16 protein-coding genes are annotated in these 19,153 nt (G+C 69.2%); 11 read left to right on the top strand and 5 right to left on the bottom strand.

Annotated elements, in window-relative coordinates:
- Positions 1-74: 74 nt before the first annotated feature.
- Both AC1RTO_RS14795 and AC1RTO_RS14790 read right to left on the bottom strand, forming a co-directional pair.
- Positions 75-866 (bottom strand): DUF72 domain-containing protein, encoded by a 792-nt coding sequence (locus AC1RTO_RS14795; protein ID WP_493161551.1) that lies wholly within the window; start codon positions 864-866, stop codon positions 75-77.
- A gap of 12 nt (positions 867-878) precedes the next feature.
- Entirely contained in the window at positions 879-2,282 is a 1,404-nt protein-coding gene (locus tag AC1RTO_RS14790; RefSeq protein WP_493161550.1) for a helix-turn-helix domain-containing protein, read from the bottom strand.
- A gap of 98 nt (positions 2,283-2,380) precedes the next feature.
- Between AC1RTO_RS14790 and AC1RTO_RS14785 the strand changes: the two genes are divergently transcribed.
- From AC1RTO_RS14785 to AC1RTO_RS14745, 9 genes are all read left to right on the top strand, one after another.
- Positions 2,381-3,907 carry an acyl-CoA carboxylase subunit beta gene (locus tag AC1RTO_RS14785; protein ID WP_493161549.1) on the top strand — a complete coding sequence of 509 codons (1,527 nt, stop codon included), beginning with the start codon at positions 2,381-2,383 and terminating at the stop codon, positions 3,905-3,907.
- 101 nt (positions 3,908-4,008) lie between these two features.
- Positions 4,009-4,299, top strand: a complete 291-nt coding sequence (locus tag AC1RTO_RS14780) for a GIY-YIG nuclease family protein (RefSeq protein ID WP_493161548.1) — start codon at positions 4,009-4,011, stop codon at positions 4,297-4,299.
- A gap of 105 nt (positions 4,300-4,404) precedes the next feature.
- Positions 4,405-4,824 carry a methylmalonyl-CoA epimerase gene (mce, locus tag AC1RTO_RS14775; RefSeq protein WP_493161547.1) on the top strand — a complete coding sequence of 140 codons (420 nt, stop codon included), beginning with the start codon at positions 4,405-4,407 and terminating at the stop codon, positions 4,822-4,824.
- The gene (gene scpA / locus AC1RTO_RS14770; protein WP_493161546.1) at positions 4,811-7,015 is read left to right on the top strand and encodes a methylmalonyl-CoA mutase; all 2,205 of its coding nucleotides are present in this window, start codon (positions 4,811-4,813) and stop codon (positions 7,013-7,015) included. The genes mce and scpA overlap by 14 nt, the downstream gene beginning before the upstream one ends.
- Entirely contained in the window at positions 7,012-7,392 is a 381-nt protein-coding gene (locus AC1RTO_RS14765; RefSeq protein ID WP_493161545.1) for a lysozyme inhibitor LprI family protein, read from the top strand. Before scpA ends, AC1RTO_RS14765 begins: the two co-directional genes overlap by 4 nt.
- Positions 7,389-8,384: a biotin synthase BioB gene (gene bioB, locus AC1RTO_RS14760; RefSeq protein WP_493161544.1), complete on the top strand. Its 996-nt coding sequence runs from the start codon at positions 7,389-7,391 to the stop codon at positions 8,382-8,384. The genes AC1RTO_RS14765 and bioB overlap by 4 nt, the downstream gene beginning before the upstream one ends.
- Positions 8,381-8,632, top strand: coding sequence for a hypothetical protein (locus AC1RTO_RS14755; protein WP_493161543.1), 252 nt, complete (start codon positions 8,381-8,383; stop codon positions 8,630-8,632). Before bioB ends, AC1RTO_RS14755 begins: the two co-directional genes overlap by 4 nt.
- Positions 8,629-10,707 carry an ATP-binding protein gene (locus AC1RTO_RS14750; protein WP_493161615.1) on the top strand — a complete coding sequence of 693 codons (2,079 nt, stop codon included), beginning with the start codon at positions 8,629-8,631 and terminating at the stop codon, positions 10,705-10,707. The genes AC1RTO_RS14755 and AC1RTO_RS14750 overlap by 4 nt, the downstream gene beginning before the upstream one ends.
- 368 nt (positions 10,708-11,075) lie before the next feature.
- On the top strand, positions 11,076-11,558 hold the full coding sequence (locus tag AC1RTO_RS14745) for a hypothetical protein (RefSeq protein ID WP_493161542.1): 483 nt from the start codon (positions 11,076-11,078) through the stop codon (positions 11,556-11,558).
- 62 nt (positions 11,559-11,620) lie between these two features.
- Here AC1RTO_RS14745 and AC1RTO_RS14740 read toward each other — a convergent pair whose 3' ends face one another.
- Positions 11,621-11,992: a hypothetical protein gene (locus tag AC1RTO_RS14740; RefSeq protein ID WP_493161541.1), complete on the bottom strand. Its 372-nt coding sequence runs from the start codon at positions 11,990-11,992 to the stop codon at positions 11,621-11,623.
- 44 nt (positions 11,993-12,036) lie between these two features.
- Here AC1RTO_RS14740 and AC1RTO_RS14735 point away from each other — a divergent pair, with 44 nt between their 5' ends.
- Both AC1RTO_RS14735 and AC1RTO_RS14730 read left to right on the top strand, forming a co-directional pair.
- On the top strand, positions 12,037-12,345 hold the full coding sequence (locus tag AC1RTO_RS14735; protein WP_493161540.1) for a hypothetical protein: 309 nt from the start codon (positions 12,037-12,039) through the stop codon (positions 12,343-12,345).
- Between the two features lie 168 nt (positions 12,346-12,513).
- Positions 12,514-15,678 carry a helicase-related protein gene (locus tag AC1RTO_RS14730; RefSeq protein WP_493161539.1) on the top strand — a complete coding sequence of 1,055 codons (3,165 nt, stop codon included), beginning with the start codon at positions 12,514-12,516 and terminating at the stop codon, positions 15,676-15,678.
- On the opposite strand, the gene AC1RTO_RS14725 is transcribed toward AC1RTO_RS14730, so the two are convergent.
- Both AC1RTO_RS14725 and AC1RTO_RS14720 read right to left on the bottom strand, forming a co-directional pair.
- Positions 15,675-18,065 carry an outer membrane protein assembly factor BamB family protein gene (locus AC1RTO_RS14725; protein WP_493161538.1) on the bottom strand — a complete coding sequence of 797 codons (2,391 nt, stop codon included), beginning with the start codon at positions 18,063-18,065 and terminating at the stop codon, positions 15,675-15,677. The genes AC1RTO_RS14730 and AC1RTO_RS14725 overlap by 4 nt on opposite strands.
- A complete protein-coding gene (locus AC1RTO_RS14720; RefSeq protein WP_493161537.1) occupies positions 18,062-19,099 on the bottom strand; it encodes a patatin-like phospholipase family protein in 1,038 nt (345 codons plus the stop codon). The genes AC1RTO_RS14725 and AC1RTO_RS14720 overlap by 4 nt, the downstream gene beginning before the upstream one ends.
- Between the last annotated feature and the right edge of the window lie 54 nt (positions 19,100-19,153).

Below are 19,153 nucleotides of genomic sequence, written 5' to 3'. Positions count from 1 at the left end.
ATGTACCACCAAACTCGAATTCCGCAAATAGCATCGCGCTGTTCGCTTTCAGATGCCACGCGCGTACGGCCTTTTCACACCGACACCCGCTCGATCAGCGCCATCGCACCATGGGGCGCACGCACCTTCGCGCCGTTGATGAAGAAGACGAACGTGTCGCGTTGCGCCTTCGCGGGCCTGTCGGGGGTGACATAGGGCAGGCCGTCGGGTGATCCGCCCGCCTGCCACGTCCGCGCCGCCTTCGCCCAGTCGTCGAGCGCGGCGTCGGTGTAGCCCGCGGGGTTCTCCTCCGCCGCCGCTTCCAGCCGGGCATAGACGAAGTCGGCGGTGACGTCGGCGATCGCCGGATGGTCGGTCGAATCGGCATGGACGATCGCGACGTTCGCCGCGCGGGCCATTGCGACGAAGGCGGGATCGGCGAAACTCTCGTGCCGCACCTGCACTGCATGGCGCAGCGGCACGCCGGCGTGCTGCGCGGGCAGCAGCTTGAGGAACGCGGCCATGTCGTCCGCGTCGAACCTCTTGGTCGCCATGAACTGCCACAGGATCGGGCCGAGCCTGTCGCCCAGTTCGACGATCCCCTGCCCGACGAAGCGCTCGATCGAGTCCCCCGCCTCGGCCAGCACCTTGCGGTTGGTGCAATAGCGCGACGCCTTGACCGCGAAGACGAAGCCGTCCGGCACCGCCGCCGCCCAATTGGCGAAGCTGGCGGGCTTGAAGCTCGAATAATAGGTGCCGTTGATCTCGATCGCCGACAGCTGCGACGCGGCATATTCGAGCTCGCGCTTCTGCGGCCATTTGGCGGGATAGAAGGTCCCGCGCCACGGCTCGTAGGTCCAGCCGCCGATCCCGATTCGTATCGTCATCCGGCGCGTATATCACTCGAACGCATAGGGTACGATCGTGCGGCGGTCGGGGTCGATCAGCAATTCGCGGCCCGCCGGGGGGAAGGCGCGCTGGTCGCAGTCGCGGCGGGGGCAGATGCGGCAGGACGGACCGATCGGGGTGGCGCTGTCCGCGCCCCCCACGTCGAGGCCGTCGCCATAGACGAAGTCGCCGGCATGCTCGACTTCGCACCCCAGCACCACCGCATAGCGGCGCGGCGTGCGGCGGTAGCTGGCGGTCGCCTTCACCAGCCCCTTCGCCATCGACACGTAGCGCGCGCCGTCGGGCATCTCGGCGACCTGGACGAGGATGCGGTCGGAGATGGCGACCGCCTCATGCGCCACCCACAGCGGACAGGCGCCGCCATATTGCGCGAATTGCAGCCGGGTGGCGGAATGGCGCTTGGTGATGTTGCCCGCCATGTCGATGCGGCAGAAGAAGAAGGGGATGCCGGGCGCACCGGGCCGCTGCAGCGTCGACAGGCGGTGGCAGATCTGTTCGAAGCTGACGCCGAACCGCTGGCGCAGCGCATCGACGTCGTGGCGGCACCGGCGGGCCTCGGCGCGGAAGCGGGCATAGGGCATCAGCAACGCGCCGGCACCGTAATTGGCGAGGCCGACGCGCAGCAGTTCGCGCGCGGCGTCCGAGCGCAGCGGTGCGGCGGCGACGATCCCCTCGATCAGCGCATCCGCCTCCAGCCGGATCAGCTGGTGGGCGAGCTGGAAATGCCGCGTCTCGATCGGCTGCGCCCCGTCGATCAGCAGGGTGGAGCGGGCGGCGTCATAGGCGCGCAGCGCGCTGCCGTCCTCGACCACCACGATGCCGTGCGCGTCGCGCAGCCGTTCGGTCAGCAGGGTCGCGGTCGACCGCGTGCCGGGCAGGGCGTCGGCCAGCGCTTCGGCGAAGCGGTCGAGCGGGTCGATGTAATTGCCGCTGCCCTGGAACCAGTCGCGCACCTCCTCCCACGGCAGCAGCGTCGGCTGGCTGGCGTCGACGCGGTCGTCGAGCACGCGCAGCTGCTCCTGCGAGCGGCGCAGCGCGGCGTGGAGCGCGGTCATCCGCCGCGTCACCAGCGGCTGCTGCTTCAGCCCACGCAGGATGGCGTCCTCGTCGAGCAGCGCGGCGGGGACGGACGGATCGGTCCCCGCCTCCAGCGCGCCGATCAGCGCGGCGCTGTCGTCCTCCGGCGCGACATCGACCCAGTCGAGCGGAAAGGCGCGGGCGAGCGCCCCCAGCACGCCGCCGGTGATCGGCCGGTCGCCGCTTTCGATCTGCGACAGATAGCTGGTCGAGATGCCGAGCCGGCGGCTGAGCGCGGTCTGGCTGAGCGACAGGCGCGCGCGCAGCGCCCGCACGCGGTCGCCGGCGAAGATACGGGGGCGGGGAGCGTCGGCCATTGCCCCGCCCTACTTTGCAAACCCCATGGTTGCAATTTTGCAAAACCACAGTTGCGGCATCCGGCTACACGGGGCGAGAGAGACGAGCAGGAGCCTGTATGTCATCCACGCTGAACGAACTCGAACGCCGTCGTACCGCTGCCCGAGCCGGAGGTGGCGAGAAACGCGTCGCCGCGCAGCACGCCAAGGGCAAGCTGACCGCACGCGAACGCCTCGACGTCCTCCTCGACGAAGGGTCGTTCGAAGAGATCGACATGTACGTCGAGCACAATTGCGTCGATTTCGGCATGGCGGACCAGATCATCCCCGGCGACGGCGTCGTCACCGGATCGGGGACGATCAACGGCCGGCTGGTCTATGTCTTCAGCCAGGATTTCACCGTCTTCGGCGGGTCGCTGTCCGAACGCCACGCGCAGAAGATCTGCAAGGTGATGGACACCGCGCTGAAGGTCGGCGCACCGGTGATCGGCCTCAACGATTCGGGCGGCGCGCGCATCCAGGAGGGCGTCGCCAGCCTCGGCGGCTATGCCGAGGTGTTCCAGCGCAACGTGCTCGCGTCGGGGGTCGTGCCGCAATTGAGCCTCATCATGGGGCCGTGCGCGGGCGGCGCGGTCTATTCGCCGGCGATGACCGACTTCATCTTCATGGTGAAAGATTCGAGCTACATGTTCGTCACTGGCCCCGACGTGGTCAAGACGGTGACCAACGAGGTGGTGACGCAGGAGGCGCTGGGCGGCGCGGTGACGCACACCACCAAGACGTCGGTCGCCGACAATGCGTTCGAAAACGATATCGAGGCGTTGCTGGCGGCGCGCGACTTCATCGACTTCCTGCCCGCCTCGAACCGCGAACCCGTACCGGAACGCCCGACCGCGGACGCGTGGGACCGGCTGGAGCCGAGCCTCGACACATTGGTGCCGGCGAGCGCCAACCAGCCCTATGACATGCACGAGCTGATCCGGAAGGTCGTCGACGAAGGCGATTTCTTCGAGACGCAGCCGGCGCATGCGGGCAACATCATCACCGGCTTCGGCCGGATCGAGGGGCGCACGGTCGGCTTCGTCGCCAACCAGCCGATGGTGCTGGCGGGCGTACTCGACATCAATTCCTCGAAAAAGGCGGCACGGTTCGTGCGCTTCTGCGACGCGTTCGACATTCCCATCGTAACCTTCGTCGACGTCCCCGGTTTCCTGCCGGGAACCAGCCAGGAGCATAACGGCATCATCAAGCATGGCGCGAAGCTGCTGTTCGCCTATGCCGAGGCGACCGTGCCCAAGATCACCGTCATCACCCGCAAGGCCTATGGCGGCGCCTATGACGTGATGGCGTCGAAGCACCTGCGCGGCGACCTCAACTACGCCTGGCCCACCGCCGAGATCGCGGTGATGGGCGCGAAGGGCGCCGTCGAGATCATCTTCCGCGGCCGCACGCCCGAGGAGATCGCCGAGCGTACCGCGGAATATGAGGCACGCTTCGCCAACCCCTTCGTCGCGGCGAGCAAGGGCTTCATCGACGAGGTGATCCAGCCGCACTCCACCCGGCGGCGGATCGCGCTGGGACTGCGCAAGCTCAAGGGCAAGAGCCTCGAGAATCCGTGGAAGAAGCATGACAACATTCCGTTGTGAGCCGACCGTCATTGCGAGCGTAGCAAAGCAATCCAGAGTCCCACGACCGGACGCTCTGGATTGCTTCGCTGCGCTCGCAATGACGATGAAGGGCATGGGTGATGCACCCCGCGATTTACATCATGGCGAGCGGCCGCAACGGCACGATCTACGTCGGCGTGACGTCGAACCTGCCGCGGCGAGCGTGGGAGCATCGCGAAGGGATGATGGACGGCTTCACCAGGCGTTACGGCTGCAAGCTGCTCGTCTGGTTCGAAGCGGCGGATACGATGGAGGCGGCGATCCTGCGCGAGAAACAGATCAAGGCCGGATCGCGCGCGAAAAAGCTCGCGCTGATCGAAGCGACGAATCCTTGCTGGTACGACCTTTACGAGCAGATCATGCATGGCTGACACACCCACCTGTGCCGTCATTGCGAGCGCAGCGAAGCAATCCAGAGTCCCGCGCGTTGCCCTCGGTTGCCGCGCTGCGCTCGCAATGACGGGAGGAGAGCACGCATGACCCTCGGCCGCCTCAATCACGTCGGCATCGCAACGCCGTCGATCGCACAGTCGATCGAGACCTACCGCACCCTGCTGGGTGCGACCGTCATCGGCGAACCGTTCGACCTGCCGGCGCAGGGGGTGAAGGTGTGCTTCATCGATACGCCCAACACGCAGATCGAGCTGATCGAACCCTATGACGATGCCTCGCCGATCGCCGGCTTCCTGCGCAGCAATCCCGCCGGCGGGCAGCATCACGTCTGTTTCGAGGTGCCCGACATCCACGCCGCGGTCGCCGACCTCAAGGCGACGGGCGCGCGCGTGCTCGGCGAACCGCGGATCGGGGCGCATGGCACGCCGATCGTGTTCGTGCATCCGAAGGACATGGGCGGCGTGCTCGTCGAACTGATGGAGACGCCTGATGGCGATCATTGAAACCAACACAGGCGAGGACAGCGGCGCCGCGCCCGCCCTGCCCGTGACGCCCGAGCCGACGCCGCAGCCGACCCTCGCCGACTGGCAGGCGGCCGCGGCGAAGGAGGTGAAGGGCAAGGATCTCATCTGGGCGACGCCCGAGGGGATCGCGGTCAAGCCGCTCTACACCGCCGAGGACGCGCCGGTGGACCCGGGCCTGCCCGGTTTCGCACCGTTCACCCGCGGCGTGCGCGCGTCGATGTATGCCGGGCGGCCGTGGACGATCCGCCAGTACGCCGGCTTCTCGACCGCGGAGGAATCGAACGCCTTCTACCGCCGGAATCTCGCGGCCGGGCAGAAGGGGCTGTCGGTCGCGTTCGATCTCGCCACGCACCGGGGCTATGACAGCGACCATCCGCGTGTCACCGGCGACGTCGGCAAGGCGGGCGTCGCGATCGACAGCGTCGAGGACATGAAGATCCTGTTCGACGGCATTCCGCTCGACCAGATGAGCGTCAGCATGACGATGAACGGCGCGGTGATCCCGATCCTTGCCTTCTTCATCGTCGCGGGCGAGGAACAGGGCGTCGACCGCAAGCTGCTCGACGGGACCATCCAGAACGACATCCTCAAGGAGTTCATGGTCCGCAACACTTATATCTACCCGCCCGAACCGAGCATGCGGATCATCAGCGACATCTTTGGCTATACGTCGCGCGAGATGCCCAAGTTCAACAGCATCTCGATCAGCGGCTATCACATGCAGGAGGCGGGGGCGACGCAGCTCCACGAGCTCGCCTTCACCATCGCCGACGGCATGGAATATGTGAAATACGGCGTCGCATCGGGTCTGGATATCGACAAATTCGCCGGGCGTCTGTCGTTCTTCTTCGCGATCGGCATGAACTTCTTCATGGAGATCGCCAAGCTGCGTGCGGCGCGGGTATTGTGGCATCGCGCGATGACGCAATTGGGCGCGCAGGACGAGCGGTCCAAGATGCTGCGCACGCATTGCCAGACCTCGGGCGTGTCGCTGACCGAGCAGGACCCGTACAACAACGTCATGCGCACGACGATCGAGGCGATGGCGGCGATGCTCGGCGGCACCCAGTCGCTGCACACCAATGCGCTCGACGAGGCGATCGCGCTGCCCACCGATTTCTCCGCCCGAATCGCGCGCAACACGCAGATCGTGATCCAGGAAGAGACGGGGATGACCAAGGTCGTCGATCCGCTCGGCGGCTCCTACTATGTTGAGAGCCTGACGCAGAGCCTCGTCGATGGCGCGTGGGAGATCATCGAACGGGTGCAGGCGGAGGGCGGCATGGCCAAGGCGGTCGCCGCGGGCTGGCCCAAGGCGATGATCGAGGAGGCGTCCGCCGCACGCGCCGCACGCGTCGATCGCGGCGAGGACGTGATCGTCGGCGTCAACCGGTACCGCAAGGCGGACGAGGACCCGATCGACATCCTCGACGTCGACAATGTCGCGGTGCGCGAGGCGCAGATCCGCCGGATCGAGCGGGTCAAGGCGACGCGCGACGCGGCGGCGTGCCGGGCGGCGCTGGATGCGCTGCGCGAGGGCGCGCGCGGTTCGGGCAACCTGCTCGCGCTCGCGGTCGACGCGGCGCGGGCGCGCGCGACGCTGGGCGAGATCAGCAGCGCGATGGAGGACGTCTTCGGCCGGTTCGGGACGCAGCCGACGCCGGTGAAGGGCATCTATGGCGGCGCCTATGCCGACGACATACGCTGGGAACGGCTGGCGGACGGCGTCGCTGCGACCGAACGCCGCCTTGGCCGCAAGCCGCGCATGCTCGTCGCCAAAATGGGCCAGGACGGCCATGATCGCGGCGCCAACCTCGTCAGCAGCATGTTCGGCGACCTGGGGTTCGAGGTCGTCCCCGGACCGCTGTTCCAGACGCCGAAGGAGGCCGCCACCCTGGCGCTGGACAGCGACGTCGATATCGTCGGCGCATCCAGCCTCGCCGCGGGGCACAAGACGTTGATCCCCGAACTGATCGGCCATTTGCGCGATGCCGGCCGTGCCGACATCAAGGTCATCGCCGGCGGCGTCATCCCGGCGCAGGATTATCAGGCGCTTCGCGATGCGGGGGTGCAGGCGATCTTCGGTCCGGGTACGAACCTCATCAAGGCGGCCGAGGACGTGCTACGATTGCTCGGCCACAACATGCCCCCGCAGGAGGATGCCGCATGAACCGTTATGCCCTTGCCGCCATGGTGCTGATCGGCGGCCCGGCCGCGGCGCAGACGCAGACCGCGATGAACCAGCAGGCCGGCGTCGCATGGAAGGCCGCCGATGCAACGATGACCGTCCAGTGGCAGCGCACCTATGCGGCGATGAAGCGGCGCGACGCCGCCGACACCACGCGCGGCGGCGGGTTCGGCTATGCCCCGGCGACGCTCGCCAGCCAGCGCGCCTGGCTGGCGTTTCGCGATTCCCAGTGCACGATCGAGGGCGGGGAATATGCGGGCGGATCGATGCAGCCGATGGTACGGGCGCAATGCCTCGCGCGATTGACGCGCGAACGGACGGCACAATTGAAGGACATGATGTGGCAGCGGGGACGATGAACGGGACACGCAACGACTGGACGCGGGCGGATATCGCCGCCCTGTTCGACCTGCCGTTCGACGAGCTGATGTATCAGGCGCAGACCGTGCACCGCGCGCACCATGCGGCGGGCGAGGTGCAGCTCTGCACGCTGCTGTCGATCAAGACCGGCGGCTGCCCCGAGGATTGCGGCTATTGCTCGCAGTCCGCGTCAGCCGAGAGCGGCGTCAAGGCGACCAAGCTGATGGATCCGCGCGCGGTGCTGCAGGCGGCGGCGCAGGCGAAGGATTCAGGGTCGCAGCGCTTCTGCATGGGCGCGGCGTGGCGCAATCCCAAGGATCGCGACATGCCCGCGATCATCGAGATGGTGAAGGGCGTGCGCCAGATGGGCATGGAAACCTGCATGACCCTGGGCATGCTGACGCCGGCGCAGGCGGCCATGCTCGCCGATGCCGGCCTCGATTACTATAACCATAACATCGACACTTCGCCGGAGCGCTACGACCAGGTCATCACCACGCGCACCTTCGCCGAGCGACTCGACACGCTGGAGCATGTACGAGAGGCCGGAATCAACGTGTGCTGCGGCGGCATCGTCGGCATGGGCGAGACGCGCGACGATCGTGTCGGCTTCGTCCATGCGCTCGCGACCCTGCCGCGCCACCCGGAAAGCGTGCCGGTCAATGCTCTGGTGCCGGTCAAGGGCACCGTGCTCGGCGACATGCTGGCGGACACGCCGCTGGCCAGGATCGACGAGATCGAGTTCGTCCGCACCGTCGCGGTGGCGCGGATCACGATGCCGTTGAGCATGGTCCGCCTGTCGGCGGGACGCGAGAGCATGTCCGAGGCGACCCAGGCGCTGTGCTTCATGGCGGGCGCCAACTCGATCTTCACCGGCGACAAGCTGCTCACCGCGGGCAATGCCGGCGACGACAAGGATGCGGCGCTGATGGCCAAGCTGGGGCTGGTGCCGATGGCGGCGGCGGAACCGATGCGGGTCGCGGCGGAATGAAGGCATTGATCCGCGGCGGGGCGGCCCTCTTCACAATCGGCTCGGCTATCTACTGGGAAACGGCGATCAGCATCCAGCGTGATGCAACGTGGACCGCCGCCGGAAAGGCGAGGCCGCCGCGCGGCTATTTCGACAGCTACCTGACCGATACCGTTCCGCTGCTGATCTACGCCATCTGCTGCGTATTATTTTGCCATTGGTTTGCTCGCCGCATCGTCAAGCGGGTTGAGGCGAGAGGGAAACACTGATGTTCAAGAAGATCCTGGTCGCCAATCGCGGCGAGATCGCGTGCCGTGTCATGCGGACCGCCAAACGGATGGGGATCGCCACCGTCGCGGTCTATTCCGACGCCGACGCGCGCAGCCCGCATGTGCTAATGGCGGACGAGAGCGTCCGGCTCGGGCCAGCGCCCGCTGCCGAAAGCTATCTGAAGGCGGAGCTGATCCTGCTCGCCGCCCGGGAAACCGGCGCGGACTGTATCCATCCCGGCTATGGCTTCCTCTCCGAGCGCGAGAGCTTCGCGCGCGCCTGCGCCGACGCCGGCATCGCCTTCGTCGGGCCGCCGCCCAACGCCATCGCCGCAATGGGCGACAAGATCGAATCGAAGAAGCTCGCCAAGGCGGCCGGCGTCAACGTCGTCCCCGGCTTTCTGGGCGAGATCGCCGATACCGACGAGGCGGTGCGGATCGCCGCCGAGATCGGCTATCCGGTGATGATGAAGGCCTCGGCCGGCGGCGGCGGCAAGGGCATGCGCCTCGCCTACGGCGAACAGGACGTGCGCGAGGGGTTCGAGGCGACCAAGCGCGAAGGCCTCGCCAGCTTCGGCGACGACCGCGTGTTCATCGAGAAGTTCATCGAGAGCCCGCGCCACATCGAGATCCAGGTGCTCGGCGACCAGCACGGCAACATCCTCTACCTCAACGAGCGCGAATGTTCGGTCCAGCGCCGCCACCAGAAGGTGGTCGAGGAGGCGCCCTCCCCCTTCGTCACCCCGGCGATGCGCAAGGCGATGGGCGAACAGGCGGTCGCGCTCGCCCGCGCGGTCGGTTATTACAGCGCGGGTACGGTCGAGCTGATCGTGTCGGGCGCCGACACCACCGGTCAGGGCTTCTACTTCCTCGAGATGAACACCCGGCTGCAGGTCGAGCATCCGGTGACCGAGGAGATCACCGGCCTCGATCTGGTCGAGCAGATGATCCGCGTCGCCGCCGGCGAATCGCTGGCTATCACGCAGGATCAGGTCGGCATCCACGGCTGGTCGATCGAGAGTCGCGTCTATGCCGAGGACCCCTATCGCGGCTTCCTGCCGAGCATCGGCCGGCTGGTGCGCTACAATCCGCCCATGCAATCCCCATCCCGCTTGCGGGAGGGACCAGGGGAGGGCTTGTCCGTAGGCGATGCATCGGGTGAGCCCCAGCCCCTCGCGCAAGCAGAAGGGGAACCCCGCATCCGCGTCGACGACGGCGTCACCGAGGGCGGCGAGGTCAGCATGTTCTACGACCCGATGATCGCCAAGCTCATCACCTGGGCGCCGACGCGGGAGGCGGCGATCGATGCGCAGATCGCCGCGCTCGACGCGTTCGAGATCGAGGGACCCGGGACCAACATCGATTTTCTGTCGGCGCTGATGCAGCATCCGCGCTTCCGTTCGGGCGCGATCACCACCGGCTTCATCGCCGAGGAATATCCCGACGGCTTCCACGGCGCCGCCGCCGACGCCGACCTGACGCGCACGCTCGCCGCGATCGCCGCCTTTGCCGCGACCGCGCAGGCGGATCGCGCCCGGCGGATCGACGGCCAGCTCGGCCGCCGCCTGCCGCCGCCGAGCCGATGGGCGGTGCGGATCGACGGCAGCGATCACGCGGTGGACGTCTCCACCAACGGCATCGCCGTGGACGGCGAGGACCTCGACATCGCGCTCGAATATACCCCGGGCGACCGGATGGTGGAGGCGGAAATCGGCGAGGATCGGCATGTGTCCGTCCGCATCGCGCCGACCCGCGGCGGCTTCCGCCTGACCACGCGGGGCGCGAGCCATCAGGTGCGGGTGCTGCCCGCGCATGCCGCGCCCTATGCGACGCATCTGATCGAGAAGGTCCCGCCCGACCTGTCGCGCTTCTTGATCGCGCCGATGCCGGGCCTGCTCGTCCGGCTCGACGTCGGCGCCGGCGACGCGGTCGAGGCGGGCCAGCCGCTGGCCGTCGTCGAAGCCATGAAGATGGAGAATATCCTGCGCGCGGAGAAATCCGGGCGGGTGAAGGCCGTTTCCGCTGCGGCGGGCGACAGCCTGTCGGTCGACCAGATCATCCTCGAGATGGAATGACCCGCGCGCCGGTCGGACCGGATCAGCGTGCCGTTCGCGGGCAGGCATGTCGTTGAATGCCGGATAGCGCATGGGGATGTGGCTCTGCGTCGCATCCGCCACCGCGGCGGCGCAGAGCCGGAAACATGCGTCCGCCCGATCGATACTAGCCGGCCCGTCGCGCCGCCGCAGCGGCTGGTCGTCACGCCCGAACGATTAGTCGAGGGTCACCGGCGCGGCCGGCATCCCTTGCCCGGTCGCCGGGCTGGTCGTGCGCATGGCGCCACCGGCCGACCGTCATCGGCGCGGGCCGTCGCGACGCGACGTCAGCCGGGACACGAGGCACTTTCCCGTCTCTTCAGACGTTTAACCGTCATTGGAGAGCATATATGTCACTCAAGACCATAGTCGATGGCGCCGTTCAGGCCATTGCCGATACGATGAAGAGCGACAGCCCCGACATCGCGGCGATGCGAGCACCCGTGCTCGCCTCGCTCGATACGGCGGAGCGGCAATGGGCCGAGCCCGCGGCGGACGATCGCCCCTCATGGTTCGATGAGGACAACGGCCATGTCGCCTTCAGCCCGACGCTGCCCAACGGCGCGCCGCTGACGATCGATGGCCAGACGCGGGTGTTCGTTCCGGCGGATCGCTTCGCCGACTACCTGCAGGCGATGCGCGTCGCGGTGCAAACCGGCGTGTTCGACAAGGAGATCAGCGGCGGCGCGGGCGACAGTCCGAACGTCAGCGGCCTCGCCACCGTCCCGATGCCGGAACCTCGCACGGGGACGTACGACGAGATACGGCAGGCCCAGAACGCCGATCTGGCACGGCGTCGCGAAACCGGCGGACGCGCACCCGCCGCCAGCTGAGCCGAGGCCGACAGGGTGTAGTGACGATCATGGGCGACGGCGCCGCCCATGATCGCACATTCTTATTGTTCAGTGACGTCTTCGGCGTCGAATTCGCCGAACGCCGCGCGGACCTCGTCGGCGAGGGCCTCGTCATCGATCTTCACCGAAACGACCACCTGCCCTTCGAGCGCGGCATCGTCGCGGCTTTCCGGGGTCGGCGTGCCGGCCGCGATGTCGGATCCCGCTTCCTCGACGCCGGCGGTGTTGTCGTCGCCGTCTGCCGTGACCAGGATGTCCGTCCGCTCGATCCGGAATTGCTGGACCAGGCGTTCGACCGTCATCTCGGCGTCGCGGCGGGTGTCGAACTTGGCGCTCAGGGTGGTGCTCATCGATTTCTCTCCAATCGCATCGCCCAACGCGACGGGACCGATATCGGACGCATCGCAGCGCATCACCGCCTTCGCGCGTTGACCATGCGGACGAAAGGAGAGGTCGGATGAACACGGTCGACAGACAGAAAAGGTTGCACTTCGATGTGGTGAACGTCGGCTTGCGGGCGCAGGCGACCGCGGTCGGGCTGGTGCAGCTCTGCATCGAATTGCGCGATGCCAATGTGCTCGCGGAGCCGGCGATCGCGCGGATCAAGGACGCGATCGCCGACGAGGTGTCGGTCGCCGGTCCGCGACGGCGCGGCCAGCAGGAATATCGTCAGGAGATCCGGGAACGGCTCGACCAGCTGTTTGCCGGCGAGACGAAAATCGGCTCGGCCGAAGCGCTCTCGTTCGGCACGCCGCCGGACGCGTGAGGTCGGCGCGACCGGTCAGGGGTCCCGCATCGGTTCCCCCCGCATCGGTTCCCTTTGTGATGGAAGGATATTTTTCCTTCCGATCGTCGACACCGGATCCGTCGGCGCGGAACGAAGCACGACGGGCTGCCGTTCATCTTGCGGGCATGATCGCCCCGGAGAGCGGCCATGTTGAAGCGTACCAGCAACCGCGTCGTCGTCGGCGAAGAGGCGACGGCGCCCGCCGCGCCGGCCGCTTGCGTCGCCGCCCGGATCGTCGCCGGCGATAGCCCGCGCGCGATCGTCATCGCCGAGGACGAGGCCCGCGCCGAAACCATCGCCCGCCTCGCCGCGGCGTTCGCGCCGGCGACGGAGGTGATCCATCTGACCGGCAGCGACGCGCTGCCCGGCGAAGCCGCCCCGCCGAGCGCCGCCAACGTCGGTCAGCGGGTCGAGGCATTGCGCCGCCTGCGCATCGCCACGGCCGGCGCGGCTGATCGGCCGGTCCTGCTCGTGCTGTCCGCCGAGGCGAGCGCCGTGCGCTATGCGGCGCCGACCGCGTTCGACGAAGCGCCACCGGTGTTCGCGGTCGGCGATGCGATTGACGTCGCCGCCCTGCCCGCGCTGGCGGAGAGTATCGGCTATGTCCTCGACGATCGCGTCGACGAGCCGGGGGAGATCGCGATCCGCGGCAGCGTCGTCGACCTGTTCCCGGCGGATCGCCTGCACCCGGTACGGATCGAATTCGCCGACGGTCGCGTCACGACGCTGCGCAGCTACGATCCGGTCACCCAGCTCGGGCTGGAGGATATCGAACAGGTGACGATCGGCCGGGCCAGCGAGCCGCCGCTCGGCGACGGCGTGCCAATCACCGCCCATCTGCCGGACGCCGATGTCTATCTGGATCCTCGCGCGCAGGACCGGCGGGACCGGTTCCTCGCGCTCGCCGCGGACGGATCGGCGGGCCGCCGATCGCTGGCGGCGCTCGTCGACGATGCGGCATGGCAGGCCGCCGTCGCGGACCGCCGGATCGTACCGGGGCCGGACACGGGCGCGCCGATCCCGCGCTTCGTCGAACGCCGCGATCCGCTGCGGGCGTTCCGCCGTTTCGCCGGCGCCGCCCTGGCCGAAGGACGCATGGTCATCGCCGGTGCCGCCCGCGACCTGCGCTTCCTGTCGCCCCGCCTCGGGCTGGATGGCGTGGCGATCGGCTCGCTGGCGGAGGCGGCGCGCAGCCCCGCCGGCACCGTATCGCTGCTCGTCGCACCACTCGACCATGGTCTCATCCTCGAGGATGTGACGATCGTCGCCGCCGCCGATCTGCTCGGCAGCCGCGCGCGGCTCGATGCGGCGGACCCGCGGTCCGCGCAGGCGTTCGGCGAGGGCGCGGAGCTGCGGATCGGCGACCTCATCGTGCACGAGGATCACGGCATCGGCGCGGTGGTCGGGCTGGAGGCCGTCCAGCTCGACGACACCGCGTCCACCGACGCGATCGTGCTCGAATATGCCAGGGGCGCCCGCCGCCTCGTCCCCGTCACTGAAGCGGGGCGGATCTGGCGCTATGGCGCGGATGCCGATGCGGTGACCTACGACACGCTCGACGGCGGCAGCTGGGCGAAGCGCCGGGCCGGGATCGACGCCGCCATCGCCGACAGTGCGCGGGCGTTGCAGGCGCTCGCCGCGGCACGCGACGCGCGCACCACCGCGCCGATCGTCCCCGACAATGCGGCGTACGAGGCGTTCGCGGCGGGCTTCACCTTTACCGAAACCCCGGATCAGATGCGCGCGATCGCGGCCGTGCGCAGCGATCTGGCCAGCGGGCGGCCGATGGATCGGCTGGTCGTGGGCGACGTCGGCTATGGCAAGACCGAGGTCGCGCTGCGCGCCGCGGCGATGGTCGCGCTGGCCGGTCGCCAGGTCGCCGTCGTCGCGCCGACGACGGTGCTGGTCCGCCAGCATCTCGCGACCTTCCGCAAGCGGTTCGAAGGGACCGGCCTGACGGTCGCCGGCCTGTCGCGCCTGTCCACCGCCGCCGAGCGCAAGCGCGTCCGGACGGGCCTTGCCGACGGCTCGATCGACGTCGTGATCGGCACCGGCATCGTCGGCGGCAAGAGCGTGACGTTCGCCGACCTGGCGCTCGTCGTGATCGACGAGGAACAGCGTTTCGGTACGAAGGCGAAGGCTGGCGTGCGCGCCATGGGCGCCGGTCACGTCCTGACGCTGAGCGCCACGCCGATCCCGCGCACCCTGCAATCCGCGATGGTCGGGCTGCAGTCCCTGTCGATCATCGCGACCCCGCCCGCACGGCGCCAGCCGATCCGCACCATCGTGCAGACCTTCGATGACGAGACGGTCCGCCGGGCGCTCCGGCGTGAGCGGGCGCGCGGCGGCCAGAGCTTCGTCGTCGTCCCGCGGATCGACGATATCGCACCGCTGGCCAAGCGGCTGGCGAGCCTCGTCCCCGAACTGGGCGTCGTCGTCGCGCATGGCCGGATGGACGCCGGCGACCTCGACGATGCGATGACCGCCTTTGCCGCGGGTGACGGCGATATCCTGCTGGCGACGAACATCATCGAGGCGGGACTGGACGTGCCGCGCGCCAATACGATGATCGTCCACCATGCCGACCGCTTCGGCCTGTCGCAGCTGCACCAGCTGCGCGGGCGGGTCGGCCGCGGCGGGCGGCGCGGCCAGATCCTGCTGCTGACCGCGGGCGATGCGACGATCGCGGAGGCGACGTTGAAACGCCTGCGCGCGCTGCAGGCGTTCGACCAGCTCGGCGCGGGGTTCGCGATCAGCGCCCGCGATCTCGACATGCGCGGCGCGGGCGACCTCGTCGGCGAGGAGCAGGCCGGCCACATGAAGCTGATCGGCGTCGATCTCTACCAGCATTTGCTCGGCCAGGCGCTCAAGGCGGCGCGCGGCGAGGATGTCGAGCGCGTACATCCGGTCCTCAACCTCGGTCTGGCGGGGGCGATACCGGAGGCGTGGATTCCCGAAGCCGATGTCCGGCTGACCCTCTACGGCCAGCTCGCGCACCTCGGCGACGTGGCGGCGCTGGAGGCGTTCGCCGCCGAGCTAGAGGACCGCTTCGGCAGCCTGCCGGCCGCCACCGTCCGCCTGCTGGAGATGACACGGATCGTGATCCTGGCGATGGACGCGGGCGTCCGCCAGATCGACGCGGGTCCGGGCGCGCTGGCGTTCACGCTGGGCGACCCGAAGGCGCATTTGCCCGCCCCGTTCGAGGCATCGAAACGGCGGTGGCTCGTGCGCGAACGGATCGCCGACCCGCTGCGCCGCAGCGAGCGGGTCAGGGAATTGCTGGGCGAGATGCCGATGGAGCGCCCCGCCTAATCGGGCAGCGCATAGACCATCAGCGCATCGCCCGCCCGGGTCTTGAGCTGCTTGTGCCCGGTCGCCCCGATCGCGACATATTGCCGGCCGCGGTGCATGTAGGTCATCGCCGATGCCTGCCCGCCTGCCGGCAGGCGCGCCGCCCAGAGCAGCCGGCCGCTCGCCGTCTCGAACGCGCGCAGATAATCGTCCTGCGCGGCGGCGATGAAGGTCAGCCCCGATGCGGTCGTCACCGCCCCGCCCAGATTGGGTGTGCCGAGCGGGATGCGCAGCCGCATCGGGATGCCGAGCGGCCCGGCGTCATAGCCCGTCCCGAACGGCTGGCTCCACGCCAGCCTGCCGGTCGCCAGATCGGTCGCCGACAGGAATCCCCAGGGCGGCGTGTTGCACGGCACGCCGAGGATCGACAGCCAGATCGGCCGGTCGACGCCCCAGAGCGCGCCCTTCTGCGGCGCCACCGCCTGGTCGGGGCGACGCCCGCCATCGCCGATCGCCGGGTCCGCCACCTTGTCGCGCGGGATCAGGCGGACTTGATTGGCAAGGCGGCTGTGGTTGGTGACGACCAGCCCGCGCGCCGGATCGATCGCCAGCCCGCCCCAGTTCAGCCCGCCGATCGTACCGGGATACAGCAATGTCCCCAGCTCCTTGTCGGTCGGCGGCGTGTACATCCCCTCATAGCGCATCCGGTGGAACTGGATCCGGCACAGAGCGGCGTCGATCGGCGTCAGGCCGAAGGCATGGCGCGCATCGATCCGCTCCGGATCGCGGCCCGGCAGGCCGGCGAAATTAGGGTAGAAGACCGATTGCGGCTGCGTCGGCGACAGTGTCTCGCCCCGCACGCCGCCCTGCGGCACCGGGCGACGGACGACCGGGCGTAGCGGCCGGCCGGTGGCGGCGTCGAGGACGAACAGCGACCCGGTCTTGGTCCCCTGGATGACGACGCGCCGGCGCGCGCCGGCGATCGTCATGTCGGTGATGACCGGCTGCGCGCCGAGGTCGTAGTCGAACCGGTCGCGTTCCACGGTGCGGAACACCCAGCGCGTTGCGCCGGTGGCCAGTTTCACCGCGACGACGGCGGAGCTGTAGCGGTCGTCCACCGCCTCGCGATTGCCGCCGAAATGGTCGTTGCCGGCATTGCCTGTCGCCAGGAACACCAGCCCCATGGCTTCGTCGGCGGAGATCACGTTCCAGACGTTGGGCGTCCCCAGCGGCCAGATCTCGCCGGGCGCCAGTGGTGCCTGCGGCCGGTCGATGCGCTTGGCGTCCCATGCCCAGCGCAGGGCACCGCTGGTCGCGTCATAGGCGCGGACCACGCCCGAGGGCGCATCGCGCCGCTGGTTGTCGCTGACCTGCTGGCCGACCAGCACGAGATCGCCGACCACCGCCGGCCCCGAATTGCTGGAGGCATGGCCGGGTTCGCGCAGGCCCATGCCCGCGGTCAGGTCGACCGTGCCGCCGGTGCCGAAACCCGGACACGGGGTGCCACGCCGCGCATCGAGCGCGATCAGCCGTCCGTCTGCCGCCGCGACGAAGACCCGCGTGGCGCACGCCGCGTCGCCACCGGCCGCGGCGGCATGATAGCCGACCGCGCGACAGGCGGCACTGAACATCGATTCCATCGCGCGCGGCGCGACCCTGGGATCATAGCGCCAGCGTTCCGCCCCCGTCCCCGGATCGAGCGCGAAGACCATGTTGCCCGGCGAACACAGGAACAGCCTATCGCCGACCTTCAGCGGCGTGTTCTGCGCGGCATAGGAGACGCGATCGTTGGGCGCGACATCGCCCGTGTGGAACTGCCACGCCGGGCGCAGTGCCGACACGTTGGCGGGCGTGATCTGCGCCGCGGGGGAATAACGCTCGCCGCGGTTGGTGCCGCCGAACGCCGCCCAGTCGGTATCCGCCGGGAAGGGCTGTGGCGCACCCGGCCTTCCCTCCGGCGAGACGGGCCGCTCCCAGGCGAGCACGACGCCGCCCGCCACCGCGACCAGCGCGACCCCGCCCGTCGCGAGCGCCGTCCGCCGTCGCCGCGCCGTCGCGCCCGCGCTGCCGAGCAGCCAGACCAGCAGCGCCACCGCGAACAGGGCGCCGATCGCACCGGCTCGCGCAGCCAGGTCGATCGCCCAGACCGGTTGCCAGCCCTTGCCGGCGATCTCGGCCACCGCCCAGACGATGCTGAGCAGCAGTGCCGCCCCCGTCAGCAGCAGGCCACCGACCGGCCGGCCCCGCCACGTCAGCACGGTGCCGCCGATCAGCAGGGCGCCGGCGACCGCATAATAAGGAGTCCCTCCCAGCGCGAGCAGCCACAGCCCAAGCGCGAGCATCGCCGCGCCGAGCAGGCCCGCCGCCGCCTGCACGCCGAGCAGCAGCGTCCGCGGGACCCGGCTCATGCCGCCACCGCGTCGGGCAGGCCGGTCAGTGTCGAGATGCGCCCCAGCCCCCCGCGATGGTCGGCGAGCCAGGCTTCCGCCGTCGCACGGCCCAGCGCGCGCAGCTCCTCGATCTGCGACCAGCGCGTGTCGATCTTGCTCGCCGCGCCGCGCTGCGCCAGTTCGGGCGGTGCGCCCATCAGGTGCAGGTTGGTCGCGGCGAGCGCCTGCATCTTGGGCGACGCGGACTGCGCCTCGCGCGCGATCGCCTGCACCTCGGTCAGCGCCTTGAGGTCGCGGAGCAGGCAGGCGTTGAACCCGATATCGCTCATCCGCGCCATCGTGCCGGTCAGCGACGACGACACGTCCGCGTTGGTGAACGGCGTGATCTGCACGATCAGCATGTCGGTGGCGCGGGCATCGCCGAAGATCAACGGCTCGAGCGCGGGGTTGGCGGAAAAGCCGCCGTCCCAATAATCCTCGCCGTCGATATGCACCGCCGCGAACAGATCTGGCAGGCAGGCGGACGCCATCAGCGCGTCGAGCGTGATCTCGTCGTTCGCGAACAGGCGCGCGGTGCCGTTGGCCACGCGCGTCGCGGCGATGTGCAGCGGCAGCGCGTCCGGGCGGGTGATCGCAGACAGGTCGATCGTCTGGTCGACGATCCGGCGCAGCGCGCGCATGTCGCGGATATGCGGCGCGAACGGCGCGATATAGCGGCCGAGCAGCTTCGTCACTTCCAGAGAGCGGCGGAACAACGGCTCGAAGAGCGGCCCGGCCCACAGGTCGAAATCGAACGCCTGCAACGGCGACCCGCCCGACACCGCGCGCCACAATCGCTCCAGCCCTGCCCGCGCGCCCTCACGGCCGCCGGATGCCAGCCCCGCGACCAGCGCCGTGCCGTTCAGCGCTCCCGCGCTGGCGCCGCTGACCGCGACGATCTCCACATCCTCGTCGAGCAGGCGTTCGAGCACGCCCCAGCCATAGGCGCCGTGCGCGCCCCCGCCCTGCAGGGCAAGCGCAAGCCTCGGGCGGGCTGTGGTGGCATCGGTCATGGCAGGCGGTCCCTCTGTCGTGGTCCTCTCCGGACAGCCGGGTCTCATGCGTAG

This window comes from Sphingomonas sp. GW821-FHT10F09 (genome assembly GCF_058809195.1).
The sequence above is the reverse complement of the archived record's forward strand: the minus strand, read 5'-3'. Positions and strand labels throughout refer to the sequence as shown.